Raw genomic sequence first — 14,605 nt, forward strand, 5'->3', positions numbered from 1 at the left:
CGCGAACGGCGGGGCCGGGGCCCCGCCGTCGTGACGCTTCCCTCTCGGGAAGGATCAGGAGTGATAGGCGCTTTCGCCGTGCGCCGTCAGGTCGAGCCCGCGGCGTTCGTCCTCGGCCGCGACCCTCAGGCCGATGGTCTTGCTGATGATCAGATAGAGCACGGCCGACACGACGGCACACCAGACCACGGTAATGGCGACGGCCTGTATCTGAATCCACGTCTGCGCTGCGATCGAGTAGTCATCGCCCTTGATCCCGCCAAGGCTGGACGCGGAGAAGATGCCGGTCCCGATGGCGCCGATGATCCCTCCGACGCCGTGGATGCCGAACACGTCAAGGCTGTCGTCGTAGCCGAACTTGTTCTTCACCACCGCGACGAAGAAGTAGCAGGCCGACGATGCGAGGGCGCCCAGCAGGATGGCGCCGACCGGTCCGACCGTTCCCGCCGCTGGGGTAACGGCAACAAGCCCCGCGATCATGCCCGACGCCGCGCCCAGCATCGAGGCCTTGCCGCGCAGCACCGCCTCCAGTGCCGCCCAGGCGAGGATCGCGCCCGCCGTCGCGGTGAAGGTGTTGATCATGGCCAGCGCCGCTCCGCCATTCGCCTCGAGGTTGGAGCCGACGTTGAAGCCGAACCAGCCGACCCACAGGATGCCCGCACCGACCAGCGTCAGCGTCATCGAGTGGGGCGCCATCATGTCCTTGCCAAGCCCGATGCGGGGGCCGACGAAGATCGCGCCGATCAGCGCCGCGATACCGGCGTTGATGTGCACGACGGTGCCGCCCGCGAAGTCAAGCGCGCCCATGTTGAAGATCAGCCCCGAGGCATCCCAGACCATGTGCGCGACCGGGAAGTAGACCAGGGTTACCCAGAGCGCTGAAAACAGCATCACCGCGCTGAACTTGATGCGCTCTGCAAAGGCGCCGACGATCAGCGCGGGCGTGATCGCGGCAAAGGTCATCTGGAAGGCGATGAAGACATATTCGGGGATGACGACGCCTGCGGTGAACGTGGCCGACATGCTTTCGGGCGTCACGCCGGCAAGGAAGAGCTTGCCAAGGCCGCCCCAGTAGGCGCCGGTGCCGCCCCCGAAGGCGACCGAATAGCCGTAGACGACCCAGATCACCATCACCATCGCGGCGATCATGGTGCACTGCATCAGCACCGACAGCATGTTCTTGGCGCGCACGAGGCCGCCGTAGAACAGGGCCAGCCCCGGCACGATCATGAAAAGGACGAGGACAGTCGAGATCAGCATCCAGGCGACGTCGCCCTTCTCCATCACGGGCTCGGCTTCCTGCGCCAGGGCAGGATGCGCGGCCAGAAGGGCGGCCGCCAGCCCTGAGTATTTCGCGAGTTTCATCATGGTTTTCCGCTTTCGTGAAGGTTGGGGCCTAAAGCGCGTCTTCGCCGGTTTCGCCGGTGCGCACGCGCTGGACAGCCTGCAGGTCGAGGACGAAGATCTTGCCGTCGCCGATCTTGTCGGTGCGCGCGGTCTTCGCGATCGTCTCGACCACCTCGTCGGCGATGGCGTCGGAGACAGCGATCTCGAGCTTCATCTTAGGAACGAAGTTCACCGCATACTCGGCGCCGCGGTAGATTTCGGTGTGCCCGGACTGACTGCCGAAGCCCTTGATCTCGGTCACCATCATCCCGCGCACGCCGATCGCGGTCAGTGCCTCGCGGACCTCTTCGAGTTTGTACGGCTTGATCGCCGCGATGATCAGTTTCACGTCTCCCTCCTTGCCTGGGATAGGGCCCCGCGGGGGGCCGACGCCCTGATCGGAGATGCTGCGGCGCAGCAATTCAAGAAATGTCGGGGTGTGCCCCGGCACGAATTCACGGAAAGACACAAAGCATTGGCGTTTTTTGCGCCTAATGCCTATTTTTTGCGCAGGCAAAAAATTGCCGAAGGCTACCCGGCTCTCCACATTCTGCGTGGCTGCGTCTATGTTCGGCGCAAATCGGGCAGGCATCGGAACGGATGAAAATGAGCGGAAAAGGCGGACGGCGGCCGACTCTGGTCGCCGACAAGCGATATCGCGGCGCTACGCCAAAGCCCGCGCCGAAGCCGAAGGCCGCCGGAAAGCCGGCTGGCCCAAGACGTCCGCGCCGCAAGGGAAGCTGGCCCGTCCGCCTTGTGACCGGGATGTTCGCCTTCGTCTTCCGGACGGCCTGGGCGATCGGTTGGCGCCTTGGCTTCGTCGCCGGCAGCGTCGTCGCGCTGGCGACGATCTATTTCTATGCGCAGCTTCAGCCGCTCGATGCCTATATCGACGCGCGCACCAAGGGATCGGTCACGCTTCTGGATCGCGAAGGTCAGGTCTTTGCCTGGCGCGGCGAGACCTTCGGCGGGCAGATCGACGCGGCCTCGGTCTCCCCCTACCTGCGCAACGCCGTGGTCGCGACCGAGGACAAGCGCTTCTACGGCCATCTCGGCATCAGTCCGCGCGGGATTGCCGGAGCCGTCCGCATCAACCTGGCCGAAGGGCGCGGTCCGCTGGAGGGCAATGGCGGGTCGACGATCACGCAACAGGTCGCGAAACTTCTTTGCCTTGGCGTCGAATACGATCCGGCGGCCTGGAAAAGCGAGGGCGCCTATGAGGAGGACTGCCGCCGCGGCGGCGTCTGGCGCAAGATCAAGGAAGTTCCCTTCGCCTTCGCGCTCGAGGCGAAGTTCTCCAAGGACGAGATCCTGACGCTCTACCTCAACCGCGCCTATCTGGGTGCCGGTGCGCGCGGGTTCGAGGCGGCGGCGCAGCGGTATTTCGGCAAGTCCGCGAACGAGGTCGGCCCGGCAGAGGCTGCAATGCTGGCGGGTCTTCTGAAGGCGCCGACGCGCTATGCACCCACGGCGAACCTGAAACGTTCCCAGGATCGTGCGGCAGTTGTTCTGGGCCTCATGCACGACCAGGACTACCTGACGGACGCGCAATACCAGGATGCGCTGGCCAATCCGGCGCGGCTGTCAAAGGCCGCTGCCGCGCGGGCGGGGGGATACTTCGCCGACTGGGTGATGGAATCGGGACCGGCGTTCCTGACCTCGGACACGACCGAGGACGTGATCATCCGCACCACGCTCGACCAGCGCCTTCAGAACGCCGCGGAAGAGGCGTTGCAGCAGATCTTTTCCAATCGTCTGAAGGCGGGATCGAAGGCGCAGGCCGCAATCGTGGTGATGAGCGCGGACGGCGCGGTTCGCGCCATGGTCGGCGGGCGCGATGCGCAGGTGTCCGGCGCGTTCAACCGCGCGACGCAGGCCAAGCGCCAGACCGGATCGACCTTCAAGCCCTTCGTCTATGCCGCGGCACTCGACATGGGCTGGAACCTGAACACGATCGTCGAGGATGCGCCGCTGACGCTCCATGTCCCCGGGTCGGGCGAATGGTCGCCCAAGAACTATGACAAGGGCTACCGCGGGCCGATCACGCTGACCGAAGCGCTGGCGAATTCGATCAACACCGCCACCGTGCGCGTGTCCGAAGCCGTCGGCCGGGATGCGGTGCGCGAGGTCGCCAACAATTTCGGCTTCGAGGCGGACCTGGCCGAAGGCCCGGCGCTGGCGCTTGGCGTGTCGGAATCGACGCTTCTCGAAATGACCGGCGCCTATGCCGGCATCCTGAACGGCGGCACCTCGGTTCGGCCCTACGGCATGGTCGAACTGCGGCTTCAGGGCGAGGACGCCGCACTGGCCGGCCAGGAAGGCGGGATGGGAGAGCGGGTGATCTCCGAGGCGGCGGCGCGGCAACTGACCTACATGATGTACCAGGTCATCGAAAACGGAACCGGGCGCCGCGCGCGGCTTGAGGGGCGGCAGGCGGCCGGCAAGACCGGGACCACGCAAGCCGCGCGGGATGCCTGGTTCATCGGCTTCACTGCCGACTACGTGGCGGGGGTGTGGATGGGATACGACGACAACACACCGCTGACCGGCGTCACCGGCGGCGGACTTCCGGCCGAGATCTGGCACGAGGTCATGGTACGTGTCGAGGACGGCACCCCTGCGCTGCCGCTGCCGATGGCCAACCCCGGCGACTACGTCTCGGAACCCGTCGCGGAGGCTTATCCCGGCGCGGGCGGCGCACCCGCTCAAGGAACCGCGCCTGGCCGGCAACGCCCCTCGGGCGCCGAGGGCTTCCTGGTCGATCTGCTAGGGGCAATCCTGCGCGGCGGCAACTGAGGCCCCCGTCGGCAGGCCGGCGGGGTCAGCCTGCCTTCTTCAGCGCGGCCGTCAGCGCCGGAATGGATCCCTTGGCCTGGTCCAGCATGGCGCCGATCTCGGTCCGTTCGGTCGCCAGCATGTTCACGCCTTCGATGATGATGTTGAAGAACAGGTCCTTGCCGGACTTGTCGAACACGTGCCAGCGCACGTCGAACGGGCTTTGCCCCTTCAGCCGCGCGATCGACACGACCTCGAAGAAGCTCTTGAGCGGGTGGGCGTCGGTCACCTCGATCTCGCCGCCGATGAACTCGCGGAACCGTTTGCCGTACTTGCGCGCGATATAGCCCTGGAAGGCGGCCGTGTAGGCCGCGACATCGGACTTGGCAGCTGACCGGCCCGCCGGGCCGAGCGCGCTTTGGGCGATGTAGCGCACATCGGCATAGCGCGCGAAGATACGCTCGAAATCCTTGATCATCGCCCCTTCGGACTTGCCCGAGGCGATCACGGCGTTGATGTCGCCGACAAGGCGGCCGACAAGGGCCCGCGCCTCATCCACGTTCAGGGCGGCCGCGGGAAGACCCGTTGCGGCAAGGGCAATACCGCCCGCGGCAATGGTCAACGCGCGGCGGCGGCTCAGGCGATCAGCGGCCATAGGGGTCCTCGTAGGGGTCGATCGTGTACACATCCTCGCCAAGTTCGTAGCGACGGTTCTGCAAATATATGATGCGCGCCTGCGCATAACCATCCGCGCTTTCGTAGAGGATGGATTCCACGAGGTCAGCATTCACCTGACGCGACGCGGCGGACGAGGCGGCGGCGGCCCCCAGCGCATAGGTCGATTCCGGGCTTGGCAGCAGCGTGTTCAGCGGGTCGAGCGCCAGATCGACGACAATGCCCACCGCATCGCGCTCGGTCGAGGGACCAAGGATCGGAAGCACGATGTAGTCGCCCTCGCCCGATCCCCAGACCGCCAGCGTTTCGCCGAAGTCGGTTTCGTCCTTCTCGATCCCCATGGCGGTGGCCGGGTCGAACAGGCCGCCGATGCCGATCGTCGTGTTGATGACGAAGCGCAGGGTGGTCTCGATCGCCGGCTTCGGCTTGGCCTGCAGCACGCGGTTGACGACATCGCCGGGCGCTGCAAGGTTCGACGCGAAGTTGATGAAGCCCTTGGCGACCGGGCGCGGGAAGGTCGGCACGATCCCCTTCCGCTGCCCGTCGCCGAACAGGGTCCGGTCGATCTCAACGTTCGTCTCGTGAACCCCGCGGTTCTTCGCCTCATAGGGATCGCTGAAGTCCGCCCCTTCCGGCACCTGCGCGCAACCGGCGAGCAAGCCGGCCGCCGGGATCACCCCGAGGCGCAGGGCGCGATAGAATCTCGAAACCAAAGGGGACACCGAAAAGCCCTGATCTGATGAACCTGCTGCCAGCCTAGGCCCTTCCGGCCGTTTGCGGCAACGCTTGGGGGTGGAATATGCACCGCTGTGAGACGATTCAAGCTTGTAACGCCCCATTCACCGTCATTTGCAGCATTCGAAACATCAGCGTTGCCGCTTTGCCGCGCCCCCGCGCAGGCCCTCCCTCCAGGTGCCAGACTCATTTCCCCTTTCCCCCGGCACGGGCCACGGCTAGCTTCCGCGCCGGATCAGACAGGAGGATTCCATGACCGGAAAGATCGAAGCCCGCCTTGCCGAACTCGGCGTGACGTTGCCCGACGCTCCCGCACCGGCCGCCAACTACGTGCCCTTCGTGCAGGTGGGCGACCTGGTGTTCGTTTCCGGTCAGATCAGCCAAGGGCCCGACGGGCTGATCAAGGGCAAGCTTGGCGCGGACCTTGACGTGGCCGCCGGCGCCGCCGCCGCGAAGCGCTGCGGGATGAGCCTTCTGGCGCAGGCGCGCGCGGCCTGCGGCGGCGATCTGGACCGCATCACCCGCGTGGTAAAGCTGACCGGCTTCGTCAATTCGACCGCCGACTTCACCGACCAGCCGAAGGTCATCAACGGCTGCTCGGACTTTCTTGTCGAGGTCATGGGCGATGCCGGCCGCCATTCGCGCTCGGCCGTTTCCGCCCCGTCGCTGCCGCTGGGCGTCGCGGTCGAGATCGAAGCGATATTCCAGGTGAAATGATGGCAAGACCCGTCGCGCTGCCCGCGGCATTCCGGCACTTGCCGATCGCGCATCGCGCCTTTCACGATCGTGCGGCGGGGCGCCCGGAAAACTCTCCCGGCGCCGTGAAGGCCGCGGTGGAGGCGGGCTACGCCATCGAAATCGACATCCAGCCGTCCGCCGACGGCGTGCCGATGGTGTTTCACGATTACGACCTGAAGCGCCTGACCGGCCGTCATGGCCGCATCCGGGGCCATGCCGCGGCGGAACTGGCGGCAATGACGCTGCTGGACGCCGCCGACGGGATACCGACGCTTGCCGAGATCCTGACGATCGTCGAGGGACGTGTGCCGCTGCTGGTCGAGGTGAAGGACCAGGATGGCGGCATGGGGCCGGAGGTGGGCCCGCTGGAACAGGCGATCGCGCGAGACCTGCACGGCTACGCGGGCGATGTGGCGCTGATGTCGTTCAACCCGCATTCGGTTGCCGCGCTGGCCGAAGCCGCCCCCGAACGCCCACGTGGCATAACCACCAGCGCCTATGGCGAGGATTGGCCGCTTCTGACCGAGGCGATCCGCGACCGCCTGCGCGGCATCCCCGACTATGACCGCGTCGGGGCCAGCTTCATCTCGCACGAGGTCAGGGACCTTGCCCGCCCGCGCGTCGCCGAACTGAAGGCCTCGGGCGCGGCGGTCCTGTGCTGGACCGTGCGTTCGCCCGAGGTGGAGGCAGAGGCGCGCCGCCACGCCGACAACATCACCTTCGAGGGGTATCGCGCGGCATTCCCCGCTTGACGGCGCCGCACGCCACCCCACCTTCTGCGGGGAAGGAGAAGGCCTTGCCCGACGGACGTGCCACCGAGATGGAAGTAACCCTGCTGCCGGGCCTCACGGCGATCGACGCCGCGGACTGGGACGCCTGCGCCTGCCCGGCGGTCTCGAGCGGTCGGCCGCAGGATCCCTTCGTCACGCATCGATTCCTGGCTGCGCTGGAACGCTCCGGCTCGGTCGGGCCGGGCACGGGCTGGGACCCGCGCCCTCTGGTCGCGCGGGCCGAGGGGCGCATCGTCGCCGTCGCACCGCTTTACGTGAAGTCGCACAGCCAGGGCGAGTACATATTCGACCATGGCTGGGCGGACGCGCTCGAACGCGCGGGCGGGCGGTATTATCCGAAGCTCCAGATCGCGGTTCCCTTCACCCCCGCGACAGGCAGGCGGTTTCTGACCGCGCCAGGCTGGGATGGCCCTGGCCGGGCCGCGCTGATCGAGGGGATGGTGCGGATCGCGGCCGAGGCGCGGCTGTCATCTGCCCATGTCACCTTCTGCACCCGGGACGAGGCCGAGGCGGGCGCGAGCCAGGGCCTTCTGCACCGCGTGACCCAGCAATACCATTGGGAAAACCGCGGCTACCGCGACTTCGGCGCGTTTCTCGAAGCCCTTGCCTCGCGCAAGCGCAAGGCCATCCGCAAGGAGCGGGAGGTCGCGCGGGCCTTCGGCGGCACGATCCGACGCCTGACCGGCGACGAGATCAGGCCCGAACACTGGGATGCCTTCTGGCGCTTCTATCAGGACACGGGTAGCCGGAAATGGGGCCGCCCCTATCTGACGCGCGCCTTCTTCGACGAAGTGCACCGGACGATGCGCGACGACGCGCTGCTGGTTCTGGCCGAACGCAACGGCATCCCGGTGGCGGGGGCGCTGAACTTCATCGGGCGCGAAACCCTGTTCGGGCGCTACTGGGGCGCGGTCGAGGACCACCCCTGCCTGCATTTCGAATGCTGCTACTATCAGGCCATCGACTTCGCCATCGAGCAGCGCCTCGCACGAGTCGAGGCCGGCGCACAGGGCGAACACAAGCTGGCGCGCGGCTATTTGCCGAGCGAGATCCATTCGCTGCACTGGATCGCAGAGCCGTCCTTCCGCACGGCGGTCGCCCGGTTCCTGCAGGCCGAACGCGCGGCGGTGGGGCAGGATATCGAGGTGCTGACCGACTACGGCCCCTTTCGCAAGGGGGCGTGAACCGGCGCCTTCGGTGGCTGCAACGCAGCCATTGCAGTTTGCCCCGTCCGGCGGGACAATCCCCCTAGACAAGGGGAAACGCGAATGGCTGACCTGATCCTGTATTCCAACCCGATGTCACGCGGGCGCATCGCGCGCTGGATGCTGGAGGAGGTGGGTCAACCCTACGAGGTGCGCTATCTCGACTACGGGCCCCAGATGAAGGCGCCGGAGTATCTGGCGATCAATCCGATGGGCAAGGTGCCCGCCCTGGTGCACGGGGGGCGCGTGGTCACCGAATACGCCGCGATCTGCGCCTACCTGGCCGATGCCTTCCCCGAGGCCGGCCTCGCCCCGTCCGACCGCAGCGCCTATTACCGCTGGCTCTTCTTCGGGGCCGGCCCGCTGGAGGCGGCTTTGGTCATGCAGGCGCTCGGCCTCGAGGTTCCCGCGGACCGGCGTGCGATGGTGGGGTTCGGGACGATCGAGACGACCTATGCCGCGCTCGAAAGCGCCCTTTCGGCGGCGCCCTATCTGGCGGGAGAGCGGTTTTCCGCGGCCGATGTCGCGACCGGATCGCAGATCGGCTATGGCCTGCAATTCGGAACGATCGAACCCCGCCCGGTCTTCGAGGCCTACTGGAACCGCATCAGGGAACGCCCCGCGCTGGTGCGGGCGAACGCCGCCGACACCGCCGCCATGAGGGAAAAGGAGGTGTGAAATGGCTGTCATCCTGACCGATGAGGAACGCAGCGCGGCCCTGCCCGCACTTGACCAGACCGGCTGGCGCGCGGTTTCCGGGCGCGACGCGATCCGCAAGATCTGGAAGTTCCGCAGTTTTTCCGAAGCCTGGGGGTTCATGGCGCGCGCGGCACTTGCGGCCGAAAAGCTGAACCACCACCCGGAATGGACCAACATCTACAACACCGTCGATGTCACGCTGACCACGCATGACTGCGGCGGCCTGTCCACGCTGGACCTGACCCTGGCGCAGCGGATGGACCGGCTCGCCGGGGATGCCGAGGTGCAACGGGATCATTCCGAACCCGTCACCTGCCTGTGCGAACTGCATACGCGGAAGGGGGCGTAGGCCCCGTTTCCGTCAGACCTTCTGCAACAGCGCCTCGCCGACCGAGATGTCGCAGACGCCGGGCTTGTCGACATTGGCCGCGACGATCTTTCCGTCATCAAGGACGACCGCATAACGGTTCGACCGGCCGTGCAGCCCGATCTGGGGCGCGGTGAATTCCATCTTCAGTGCGCGCGTGAAGCTGCCATCGGCGTCGCCAAGGAAGGTGATGCCCGCCGCGGTCCCGCCCGTCGCCTCGCCCCAGGCCTTGAGCACGAAGGGATCGTTGACCGAGACGCAGTAGATATCCTTCACGCCTTTCGCGCGAAAGTCCGCGGCGGTGCGGACGAAGCTCGGCACGTGGATCGTCGAACAGGGCCCGGTATAGGCACCGGGCAGCGCGAAAAGGACGACCTTGCGCCCCTTTGTCAGCTCCGACAGCTTCACAAGCTCGGGGCCTTCGGCCCCCATTCGCACAAATGTCGCCTCTGGCAGTTGCCCGCCAACCTCGATCGTCATGATGGAACCCTCCGCGCGTTGTCCTTGCGGGTGAAGATAGGGCGTGGCGCAGCGCGCCGCCAGTGCCGGATCGCTCAGATCGCGTCCAGAAGCGCCTCTCCGCCCGAGATGCTGCATCCGCGGTCCGGCTCCGGGTGCCAGACCCGGACCACCCCATCCTCGGCCAGCAGGGCGTAGCGCTTCGACCGGCCGATCAGCCCGCGGTCGGGCGCGCTGTAAAGCATGCCGATGGCGCGCGCGAAATCGCCGCCCGCGTCGGCCAGCATGGTGATGCCGGCGCCCGTCGCCCCGGTCGCGCGCCCCCATTCCCCCATCACGAAGGGGTCGTTGACGGCGATGCAGATGACCTCGTCCACGCCCCTGGCCGCGAAAGCGTCCCGGGTGCGGATGAAGCTGGGCACATGCGAGGTGGAGCAGACCCCGGTAAAGGCGCCGGGCAGGCCGAAGATCACCACCTTTCGCCCCTTCAGCCGCCGGGCCAAGTCGACCGGACGCGGACCGACCGCCGTCATCTCGAGCACCGTCACCCCCGGCAGCCTGTCCCCAAGTCCGATCGTCATTCCCGTCCCCCGCGGTTGCGTTTTGCTCGACGAGCGATATAGGCTCCGCCGCGACAAGGGCCAGAGGAGATGCGCGCATGTCGGGAATCGTGATCGTCGGCGCCGGGCAGGCCGGTGCGTCCCTGGCCGCAAAGCTCCGTGCCTTGGGATACGCAGGCGAAATCACCATGATCGGTGAGGAACCGGTTCCCCCCTACCAGCGCCCGCCCCTGTCAAAGGGCTATCTTCTGGGCGAGATGGAGCTTGAGCGGCTTTATCTGCGCGCGCCGTCCTACTGGCAGGAACAGGACGTGACGCTGAAGCTCGGCAAGCGGGTGACGGCCATCGACCCGGCGGCGCGGACGCTGACGCTGGGCGACGAGACGATCGCCTACGACCAGCTTGCCCTGACCACTGGATCGGTGCCCCGCCGCCTTCCTGCCGCCATCGGTGGCGCCCTCGAAGGCGTCTACACCGTCCGCACCCTGGCGGACGTGGATGCCATGGCGGCGGAGTTCGGGCCGCACCGCCGACTTCTGATCGTCGGCGGCGGCTATATCGGGCTAGAGGCCGCGGCGGTGGCCGCCAAGCTCGGGCTGGACGTCACTTTGGTCGAGATGGCGCCACGCATCCTGCAGCGGGTGGCCGCGCCCGAAACCTCGGCCTGGTTCCGCGGGCTTCATGCAGGCCACGGCGTCAAGATCCTGGAAGGAACCGGGCTTGACCGGCTTCTGGGCGAAACCCGCGTGACCGGCGCGCGGCTGTCGGACGGAACCGAGCTGGCGGTCGATTTCGTGATCGTCGGCGTCGGCATCGCCCCCGCGACCGATCTTGCCGAGGCCGCCGGACTGGCCATCGACAACGGGATCAGGACGGACGCGCACGGACGCACTTCGGACCCCGCGATCTGGGCGGCGGGCGATTGCGCCTCGTTCCCGCATCAGGGCGGGCGCCTGCGCCTGGAAAGCGTCGGCAACGCCATCGACCAGGCCGAGGCGGTCGCGGAAAACATGCTGGGGGCGGACAAGCCCTATCAGGCAAGGCCGTGGTTCTGGTCGGACCAGTACGACGTGAAGCTGCAGATCGCCGGCCTCAACAGCGGCTACGACCGGATCGTGACTCGGCCGGGTGACGGCGATGCGGTCAGCTTCTGGTACTATCAGGGCGACCGGCTGCTGGCCCTTGACGCGATGAACGACAGCCGCGCCTACATGGTCGGCAAGCGCCTGATCGAGATGGGCAAATCCCCCGATCCCGCGGCCATCGCCGATCCCGCGACTGATCTCAAGGCGCTCCTGAAGGCATGAGGATCATCGGCGGCGCGCGACGGGGGCTGAAGCTGGCCGATGTCGGCGCAGGGGACGCGTCCGCCCATCTGAGGCCGACCGCCGACCGCGTGCGCGAGGCGATCTTCAACCTGATCCTGAACGGCGGCTACGGCGACCCGGTCGGCGGTGCGCGGGTGCTCGACCTTTTCGCGGGGACCGGCGCACTCGGCCTTGAGGCGCTGTCGCGCGGTGCGGCGCGCGTGGCCTTCGTCGATGACGGCGCGACCGCCCGCGCCCTTCTCCGCCGCAACATCGAACTGATGCAGGCGATGGGCACGACCGATGTCTGGCGGCGCGACGCGACGCGGCTGGGCCAGAACCGCGGGCCGGGTTACGGGCTTGTCTTTCTCGACCCGCCCTACGGCAAGGGCCTGGGAGAGGCGGCACTGACATCGGCGGTTCAGGGCGGCTGGCTCGCCCCCGCGGCCCTTGTCGTCTGGGAAGAGGGATCGCCGCCCGCGGTGCCCGAGGGGTTCGAGGTGCTGGACCAGCGCCGCTACGGCGACACGGTGGTAACGATCCTGCGGGGCCCGTCGTAACAGCGGCTGCCGACCGGGTCGGCGCCGGTCACACCCGCAGGTCGCGGGATTTACCAGGTCGGGTGGAACCGGTTCGCGGGCGACAGGGTGAAGATGTCGCAACCGTCCGCGGTGACGCCGACGGAATGTTCGAACTGCGCGGAAAGGGACTTGTCGCGGGTGACCGCGGTCCAGTCGTCGGCCAGAACCTTAGTTTCCGGTCGGCCAAGGTTCACCATCGGTTCGATGGTGAAGAACATCCCCTCCTCGAGCCGCGGCCCCGAGCCGGGGCGGCCGTAGTGCAGCACGTTCGGCGGCGCATGGAACACGCGACCCAGCCCGTGGCCGCAGAAGTCGCGCACCACGCTCATCCGCTGCGCCTCGACGTAAGCCTGGATCGCATGGCCGATGTCGCCGAAGGTCGCGCCGGGCCGGACCGCCCCGATCCCGCGCATCAGCGCATCGTGCGTAACCTGGATCAGCCGCTCCGCCTTGCGGCTCAGCGATCCGGCCACGAACATCCGGCTGGTGTCGCCATACCAACCGTCCACGATCACCGTCACGTCGATGTTGAGGATGTCGCCATCCTTCAGCAGCTTCGGCCCCGGGATGCCGTGGCAGACGACATGATTGACGCTGATGCAGGAGGCATGCTGGTAACCGCGATAGCCGATGGTGGCAGAGGTCGCCCCCGATGCCTCCACCCGCGCGCGGATGAAATCGTCGAGTTCCCCGGTCGTCGCGCCGGGCGTGACCAGGGGGGCGACCTCGTCCAGGATCTCGGCCGCCAGGCGGCCGGCGACATGCATGCCAGAGAAATCCGCATCCTCATGGATACGGATTCCGTCCCTGGTGACGCGGCCGCGCGTGTGCCCTTCCATCATCCTGTCCTTCCAGTCTCAACGCCTAGATAAGGCGATGCGACGGGATTTGAAAGACCGGATGGGCTGACGCGGGCACGCGCGGTCAGTTCCGCCCGGCCATGACGCCGCCATCGACGTCCCAGATGGCGCCCGTGACCCAGCCCGCGCGATCGGAGAGCAGAAAGTCGATAGCACCCGCCACATCCTCGACCCGGCCAACCCGGCCGATCGGGTGGAACGCGTCGAAACCGCCCGTCAGCGTCTCCTCGATCTTCGCCGGTTCGATGAAGGCGCCGTAGATCGGCGTCACCACGACAGCCGGGGACACCGCGTTGACGCGGATGCCGTGGTCGGCCAGTTCCATGGCAAGGTGCTGCGTCAGCGCGTGCAGCCCGGCCTTGGCCATCGAATAGGCCGAGGACGGAGTCGCCTTGACCGCCTGTTTCGCCCACATCGAGCCGACATTGACGATCGCCCCGCCGCCGTGCGCCTTCATGTTGCGCGCGACGGCCTGCGTCAGCAGGAAGGTTGCGCGGTTCAGCGCCATGTATCGGTCGTAGTCGGCCTCGCTGTGGTCGAGGAAGGACTTGGGGAAGAAGACCCCGGCCGCGTTCACAAGCGCCGCGATATGCGTCCCCTCGCCCCCGATCCGCGCGACAAGGGCCGAGACAGCCGCCGGGTTCGTCAGGTCGGCCACGATGGTCTCCGCCCCGCCGAGGCTGGCGCTGGCGGCGGCGAGTTTGTCGGCCGAAGATCCCACGATGACCGGGGAAAGGCCGCGCGCCTTGAGCAGCCTGGCAGCCTGAAGGCCGATCCCGCTCGACCCGCCGATGATGAGTGCCTTGGACGTCGTCATGATGAATTTCCTATCTATCAGTAGATAGACTCATAAAGCGCATTTGCACCGCCAGAGCAATACGTCTATTTATCACTAGATAGTTACCGGAGGTCCGATGACCGAGCCTTCCACCTGCGATCTGATTCTCGCCTCGGCCGAGCGGCGCGCGCGCACGGGCGGCTACCACGGTTTCAGCTTTCGCGAGATCGCGGACGAGATCGGGGTGAAATCGGCCAGCATCCATTATCACTTCCCCGCCAAGGAGGATCTTGGCGCCGTCCTCGCCCGGCGCTACGCCGACCGGTTCCTCGAACGGCTCGGCCCGCCCGACGCCGCGACCCCGGATGAACGCATTGCCCGCTACAAGGCCACGTTCCGCGCGGCCGTCGCCGAAGACGGCCGGATGTGCCTGTGCGGCATGTTCGGGGCCGAGATCACCGCGCTGCCCGCCCGTGTCGCGGAGGAAACGCGCGACTTCTTCGCCCGCAACCTGCTCTGGCTGGCTGCTGTCGAAGCCCGCAGGGGCCATGGCGAGGACGCGGCGCAGGTGCGCGCCGCCACCATCCTCGCCGCGCTGGAAGGCGCGATCATCCTGTCGCGGACCATGGGCGATCTTGCATTCTTCGACCGCGTGGCCGACAACCTCGGCTGAGCCATCCAGAGAGCCG

17 protein-coding genes are annotated in these 14,605 nt (G+C 67.2%); 9 read left to right on the forward strand and 8 right to left on the reverse strand.

What is annotated here, in order from left to right:
* Nucleotides 1-54 precede the first annotated feature (54 nt).
* Both N5I32_RS10950 and N5I32_RS10955 read right to left on the reverse strand, forming a co-directional pair.
* Nucleotides 55-1,368 (reverse strand): ammonium transporter, encoded by a 1,314-nt coding sequence (locus N5I32_RS10950; RefSeq protein WP_261495663.1) that lies wholly within the window; start codon nucleotides 1,366-1,368, stop codon nucleotides 55-57.
* A 28-nt stretch (nucleotides 1,369-1,396) separates the two neighbouring features.
* Nucleotides 1,397-1,735, reverse strand: coding sequence for a P-II family nitrogen regulator (locus N5I32_RS10955; RefSeq protein ID WP_261495664.1), 339 nt, complete (start codon nucleotides 1,733-1,735; stop codon nucleotides 1,397-1,399).
* 257 nt (nucleotides 1,736-1,992) lie between these two features.
* Here N5I32_RS10955 and N5I32_RS10960 point away from each other — a divergent pair, with 257 nt between their 5' ends.
* Nucleotides 1,993-4,182, forward strand: a complete 2,190-nt coding sequence (locus N5I32_RS10960) for a transglycosylase domain-containing protein (protein WP_261495668.1) — start codon at nucleotides 1,993-1,995, stop codon at nucleotides 4,180-4,182.
* A gap of 25 nt (nucleotides 4,183-4,207) precedes the next feature.
* Here the strand turns inward: N5I32_RS10960 and N5I32_RS10965 are convergent, their stop codons facing one another.
* Together N5I32_RS10965 and N5I32_RS10970 are read right to left on the reverse strand one after the other, a co-directional pair.
* The gene (locus N5I32_RS10965; protein ID WP_261495669.1) at nucleotides 4,208-4,816 is read right to left on the reverse strand and encodes an MlaC/ttg2D family ABC transporter substrate-binding protein; all 609 of its coding nucleotides are present in this window, start codon (nucleotides 4,814-4,816) and stop codon (nucleotides 4,208-4,210) included.
* Nucleotides 4,806-5,549 (reverse strand): MlaA family lipoprotein, encoded by a 744-nt coding sequence (locus tag N5I32_RS10970; protein ID WP_261495670.1) that lies wholly within the window; start codon nucleotides 5,547-5,549, stop codon nucleotides 4,806-4,808. Before N5I32_RS10970 ends, N5I32_RS10965 begins: the two co-directional genes overlap by 11 nt.
* Nucleotides 5,550-5,823: 274 nt before the next feature.
* Between N5I32_RS10970 and N5I32_RS10975 the strand changes: the two genes are divergently transcribed.
* The 5 genes from N5I32_RS10975 (at nucleotide 5,824) to N5I32_RS10995 (ending at nucleotide 9,353) form a co-directional block, all read left to right on the forward strand.
* On the forward strand, nucleotides 5,824-6,288 hold the full coding sequence (locus tag N5I32_RS10975; protein WP_261495671.1) for a RidA family protein: 465 nt from the start codon (nucleotides 5,824-5,826) through the stop codon (nucleotides 6,286-6,288).
* Nucleotides 6,288-7,061 (forward strand): glycerophosphodiester phosphodiesterase family protein, encoded by a 774-nt coding sequence (locus tag N5I32_RS10980; RefSeq protein WP_261495672.1) that lies wholly within the window; start codon nucleotides 6,288-6,290, stop codon nucleotides 7,059-7,061. Before N5I32_RS10975 ends, N5I32_RS10980 begins: the two co-directional genes overlap by 1 nt.
* Nucleotides 7,062-7,129: 68 nt before the next feature.
* Nucleotides 7,130-8,284, forward strand: a complete 1,155-nt coding sequence (locus N5I32_RS10985; protein WP_261496006.1) for a GNAT family N-acetyltransferase — start codon at nucleotides 7,130-7,132, stop codon at nucleotides 8,282-8,284.
* Nucleotides 8,285-8,368: 84 nt separating this feature from the next.
* The gene (locus tag N5I32_RS10990) at nucleotides 8,369-8,983 is read left to right on the forward strand and encodes a glutathione S-transferase family protein (protein ID WP_261495673.1); all 615 of its coding nucleotides are present in this window, start codon (nucleotides 8,369-8,371) and stop codon (nucleotides 8,981-8,983) included.
* A 1-nt stretch (nucleotide 8,984) separates the two neighbouring features.
* A complete protein-coding gene (locus tag N5I32_RS10995) occupies nucleotides 8,985-9,353 on the forward strand; it encodes a 4a-hydroxytetrahydrobiopterin dehydratase (RefSeq protein WP_369414282.1) in 369 nt (122 codons plus the stop codon).
* 12 nt (nucleotides 9,354-9,365) lie between these two features.
* Here N5I32_RS10995 and N5I32_RS11000 read toward each other — a convergent pair whose 3' ends face one another.
* Nucleotides 9,366-9,851: a peroxiredoxin gene (locus N5I32_RS11000; RefSeq protein WP_261495674.1), complete on the reverse strand. Its 486-nt coding sequence runs from the start codon at nucleotides 9,849-9,851 to the stop codon at nucleotides 9,366-9,368.
* 74 nt (nucleotides 9,852-9,925) lie between these two features.
* Nucleotides 9,926-10,411, reverse strand: coding sequence for a peroxiredoxin (locus N5I32_RS11005; protein WP_261495675.1), 486 nt, complete (start codon nucleotides 10,409-10,411; stop codon nucleotides 9,926-9,928).
* A gap of 77 nt (nucleotides 10,412-10,488) precedes the next feature.
* On the opposite strand from N5I32_RS11005, the gene N5I32_RS11010 reads away from it, so the two are divergent.
* A complete protein-coding gene (locus N5I32_RS11010) occupies nucleotides 10,489-11,697 on the forward strand; it encodes an NAD(P)/FAD-dependent oxidoreductase (RefSeq protein ID WP_261495676.1) in 1,209 nt (402 codons plus the stop codon).
* The gene (gene rsmD, locus N5I32_RS11015) at nucleotides 11,694-12,257 is read left to right on the forward strand and encodes a 16S rRNA (guanine(966)-N(2))-methyltransferase RsmD (RefSeq protein WP_261495683.1); all 564 of its coding nucleotides are present in this window, start codon (nucleotides 11,694-11,696) and stop codon (nucleotides 12,255-12,257) included. The genes N5I32_RS11010 and rsmD overlap by 4 nt, the downstream gene beginning before the upstream one ends.
* 50 nt (nucleotides 12,258-12,307) lie before the next feature.
* On the opposite strand, the gene map is transcribed toward rsmD, so the two are convergent.
* On the reverse strand, nucleotides 12,308-13,117 hold the full coding sequence (map, locus tag N5I32_RS11020; protein ID WP_261495684.1) for a type I methionyl aminopeptidase: 810 nt from the start codon (nucleotides 13,115-13,117) through the stop codon (nucleotides 12,308-12,310).
* Between the two features lie 85 nt (nucleotides 13,118-13,202).
* Nucleotides 13,203-13,955 carry an SDR family NAD(P)-dependent oxidoreductase gene (locus tag N5I32_RS11025; protein ID WP_261495686.1) on the reverse strand — a complete coding sequence of 251 codons (753 nt, stop codon included), beginning with the start codon at nucleotides 13,953-13,955 and terminating at the stop codon, nucleotides 13,203-13,205.
* A 97-nt stretch (nucleotides 13,956-14,052) separates the two neighbouring features.
* Between N5I32_RS11025 and N5I32_RS11030 the strand changes: the two genes are divergently transcribed.
* Nucleotides 14,053-14,589: a TetR/AcrR family transcriptional regulator gene (locus N5I32_RS11030; protein WP_261495687.1), complete on the forward strand. Its 537-nt coding sequence runs from the start codon at nucleotides 14,053-14,055 to the stop codon at nucleotides 14,587-14,589.
* The last annotated feature ends 16 nt before the right edge of the window (nucleotides 14,590-14,605 follow it).

It is taken from the genome of Albidovulum sediminis, from assembly GCF_025380365.1.
Taxonomy (GTDB): Bacteria; Pseudomonadota; Alphaproteobacteria; order Rhodobacterales; family Rhodobacteraceae; genus Albidovulum; species Albidovulum sediminis.

Excerpts from the sequence above, each read along its gene's own strand:
- map (WP_261495684.1), bottom strand. The coding sequence starts at position 13,117 with ATGGAAGGGCACACGCGCGGCCGCGTCACCAGGGACGGAATCCGTATC.
- N5I32_RS10980 (WP_261495672.1), top strand. The coding sequence starts at position 6,288 with ATGGCAAGACCCGTCGCGCTGCCCGCGGCATTCCGGCACTTGCCGATC.
- N5I32_RS10965 (WP_261495669.1), bottom strand. The coding sequence starts at position 4,816 with ATGGCCGCTGATCGCCTGAGCCGCCGCCGCGCGTTGACCATTGCCGCG.
- N5I32_RS10985 (WP_261496006.1), top strand. The coding sequence starts at position 7,130 with ATGGAAGTAACCCTGCTGCCGGGCCTCACGGCGATCGACGCCGCGGAC.
- N5I32_RS10975 (WP_261495671.1), top strand. The coding sequence starts at position 5,824 with ATGACCGGAAAGATCGAAGCCCGCCTTGCCGAACTCGGCGTGACGTTG.
- N5I32_RS11030 (WP_261495687.1), top strand. The coding sequence starts at position 14,053 with ATGACCGAGCCTTCCACCTGCGATCTGATTCTCGCCTCGGCCGAGCGG.
- N5I32_RS11005 (WP_261495675.1), bottom strand. The coding sequence starts at position 10,411 with ATGACGATCGGACTTGGGGACAGGCTGCCGGGGGTGACGGTGCTCGAG.
- N5I32_RS10960 (WP_261495668.1), top strand. The coding sequence starts at position 1,993 with ATGAGCGGAAAAGGCGGACGGCGGCCGACTCTGGTCGCCGACAAGCGA.
- N5I32_RS10995 (WP_369414282.1), top strand. The coding sequence starts at position 8,985 with ATGGCTGTCATCCTGACCGATGAGGAACGCAGCGCGGCCCTGCCCGCA.
- N5I32_RS10950 (WP_261495663.1), bottom strand. The coding sequence starts at position 1,368 with ATGATGAAACTCGCGAAATACTCAGGGCTGGCGGCCGCCCTTCTGGCC.
- N5I32_RS11010 (WP_261495676.1), top strand. The coding sequence starts at position 10,489 with ATGTCGGGAATCGTGATCGTCGGCGCCGGGCAGGCCGGTGCGTCCCTG.
- N5I32_RS11025 (WP_261495686.1), bottom strand. The coding sequence starts at position 13,955 with ATGACGACGTCCAAGGCACTCATCATCGGCGGGTCGAGCGGGATCGGC.
- N5I32_RS11000 (WP_261495674.1), bottom strand. The coding sequence starts at position 9,851 with ATGACGATCGAGGTTGGCGGGCAACTGCCAGAGGCGACATTTGTGCGA.
- rsmD (WP_261495683.1), top strand. The coding sequence starts at position 11,694 with ATGAGGATCATCGGCGGCGCGCGACGGGGGCTGAAGCTGGCCGATGTC.
- N5I32_RS10990 (WP_261495673.1), top strand. The coding sequence starts at position 8,369 with ATGGCTGACCTGATCCTGTATTCCAACCCGATGTCACGCGGGCGCATC.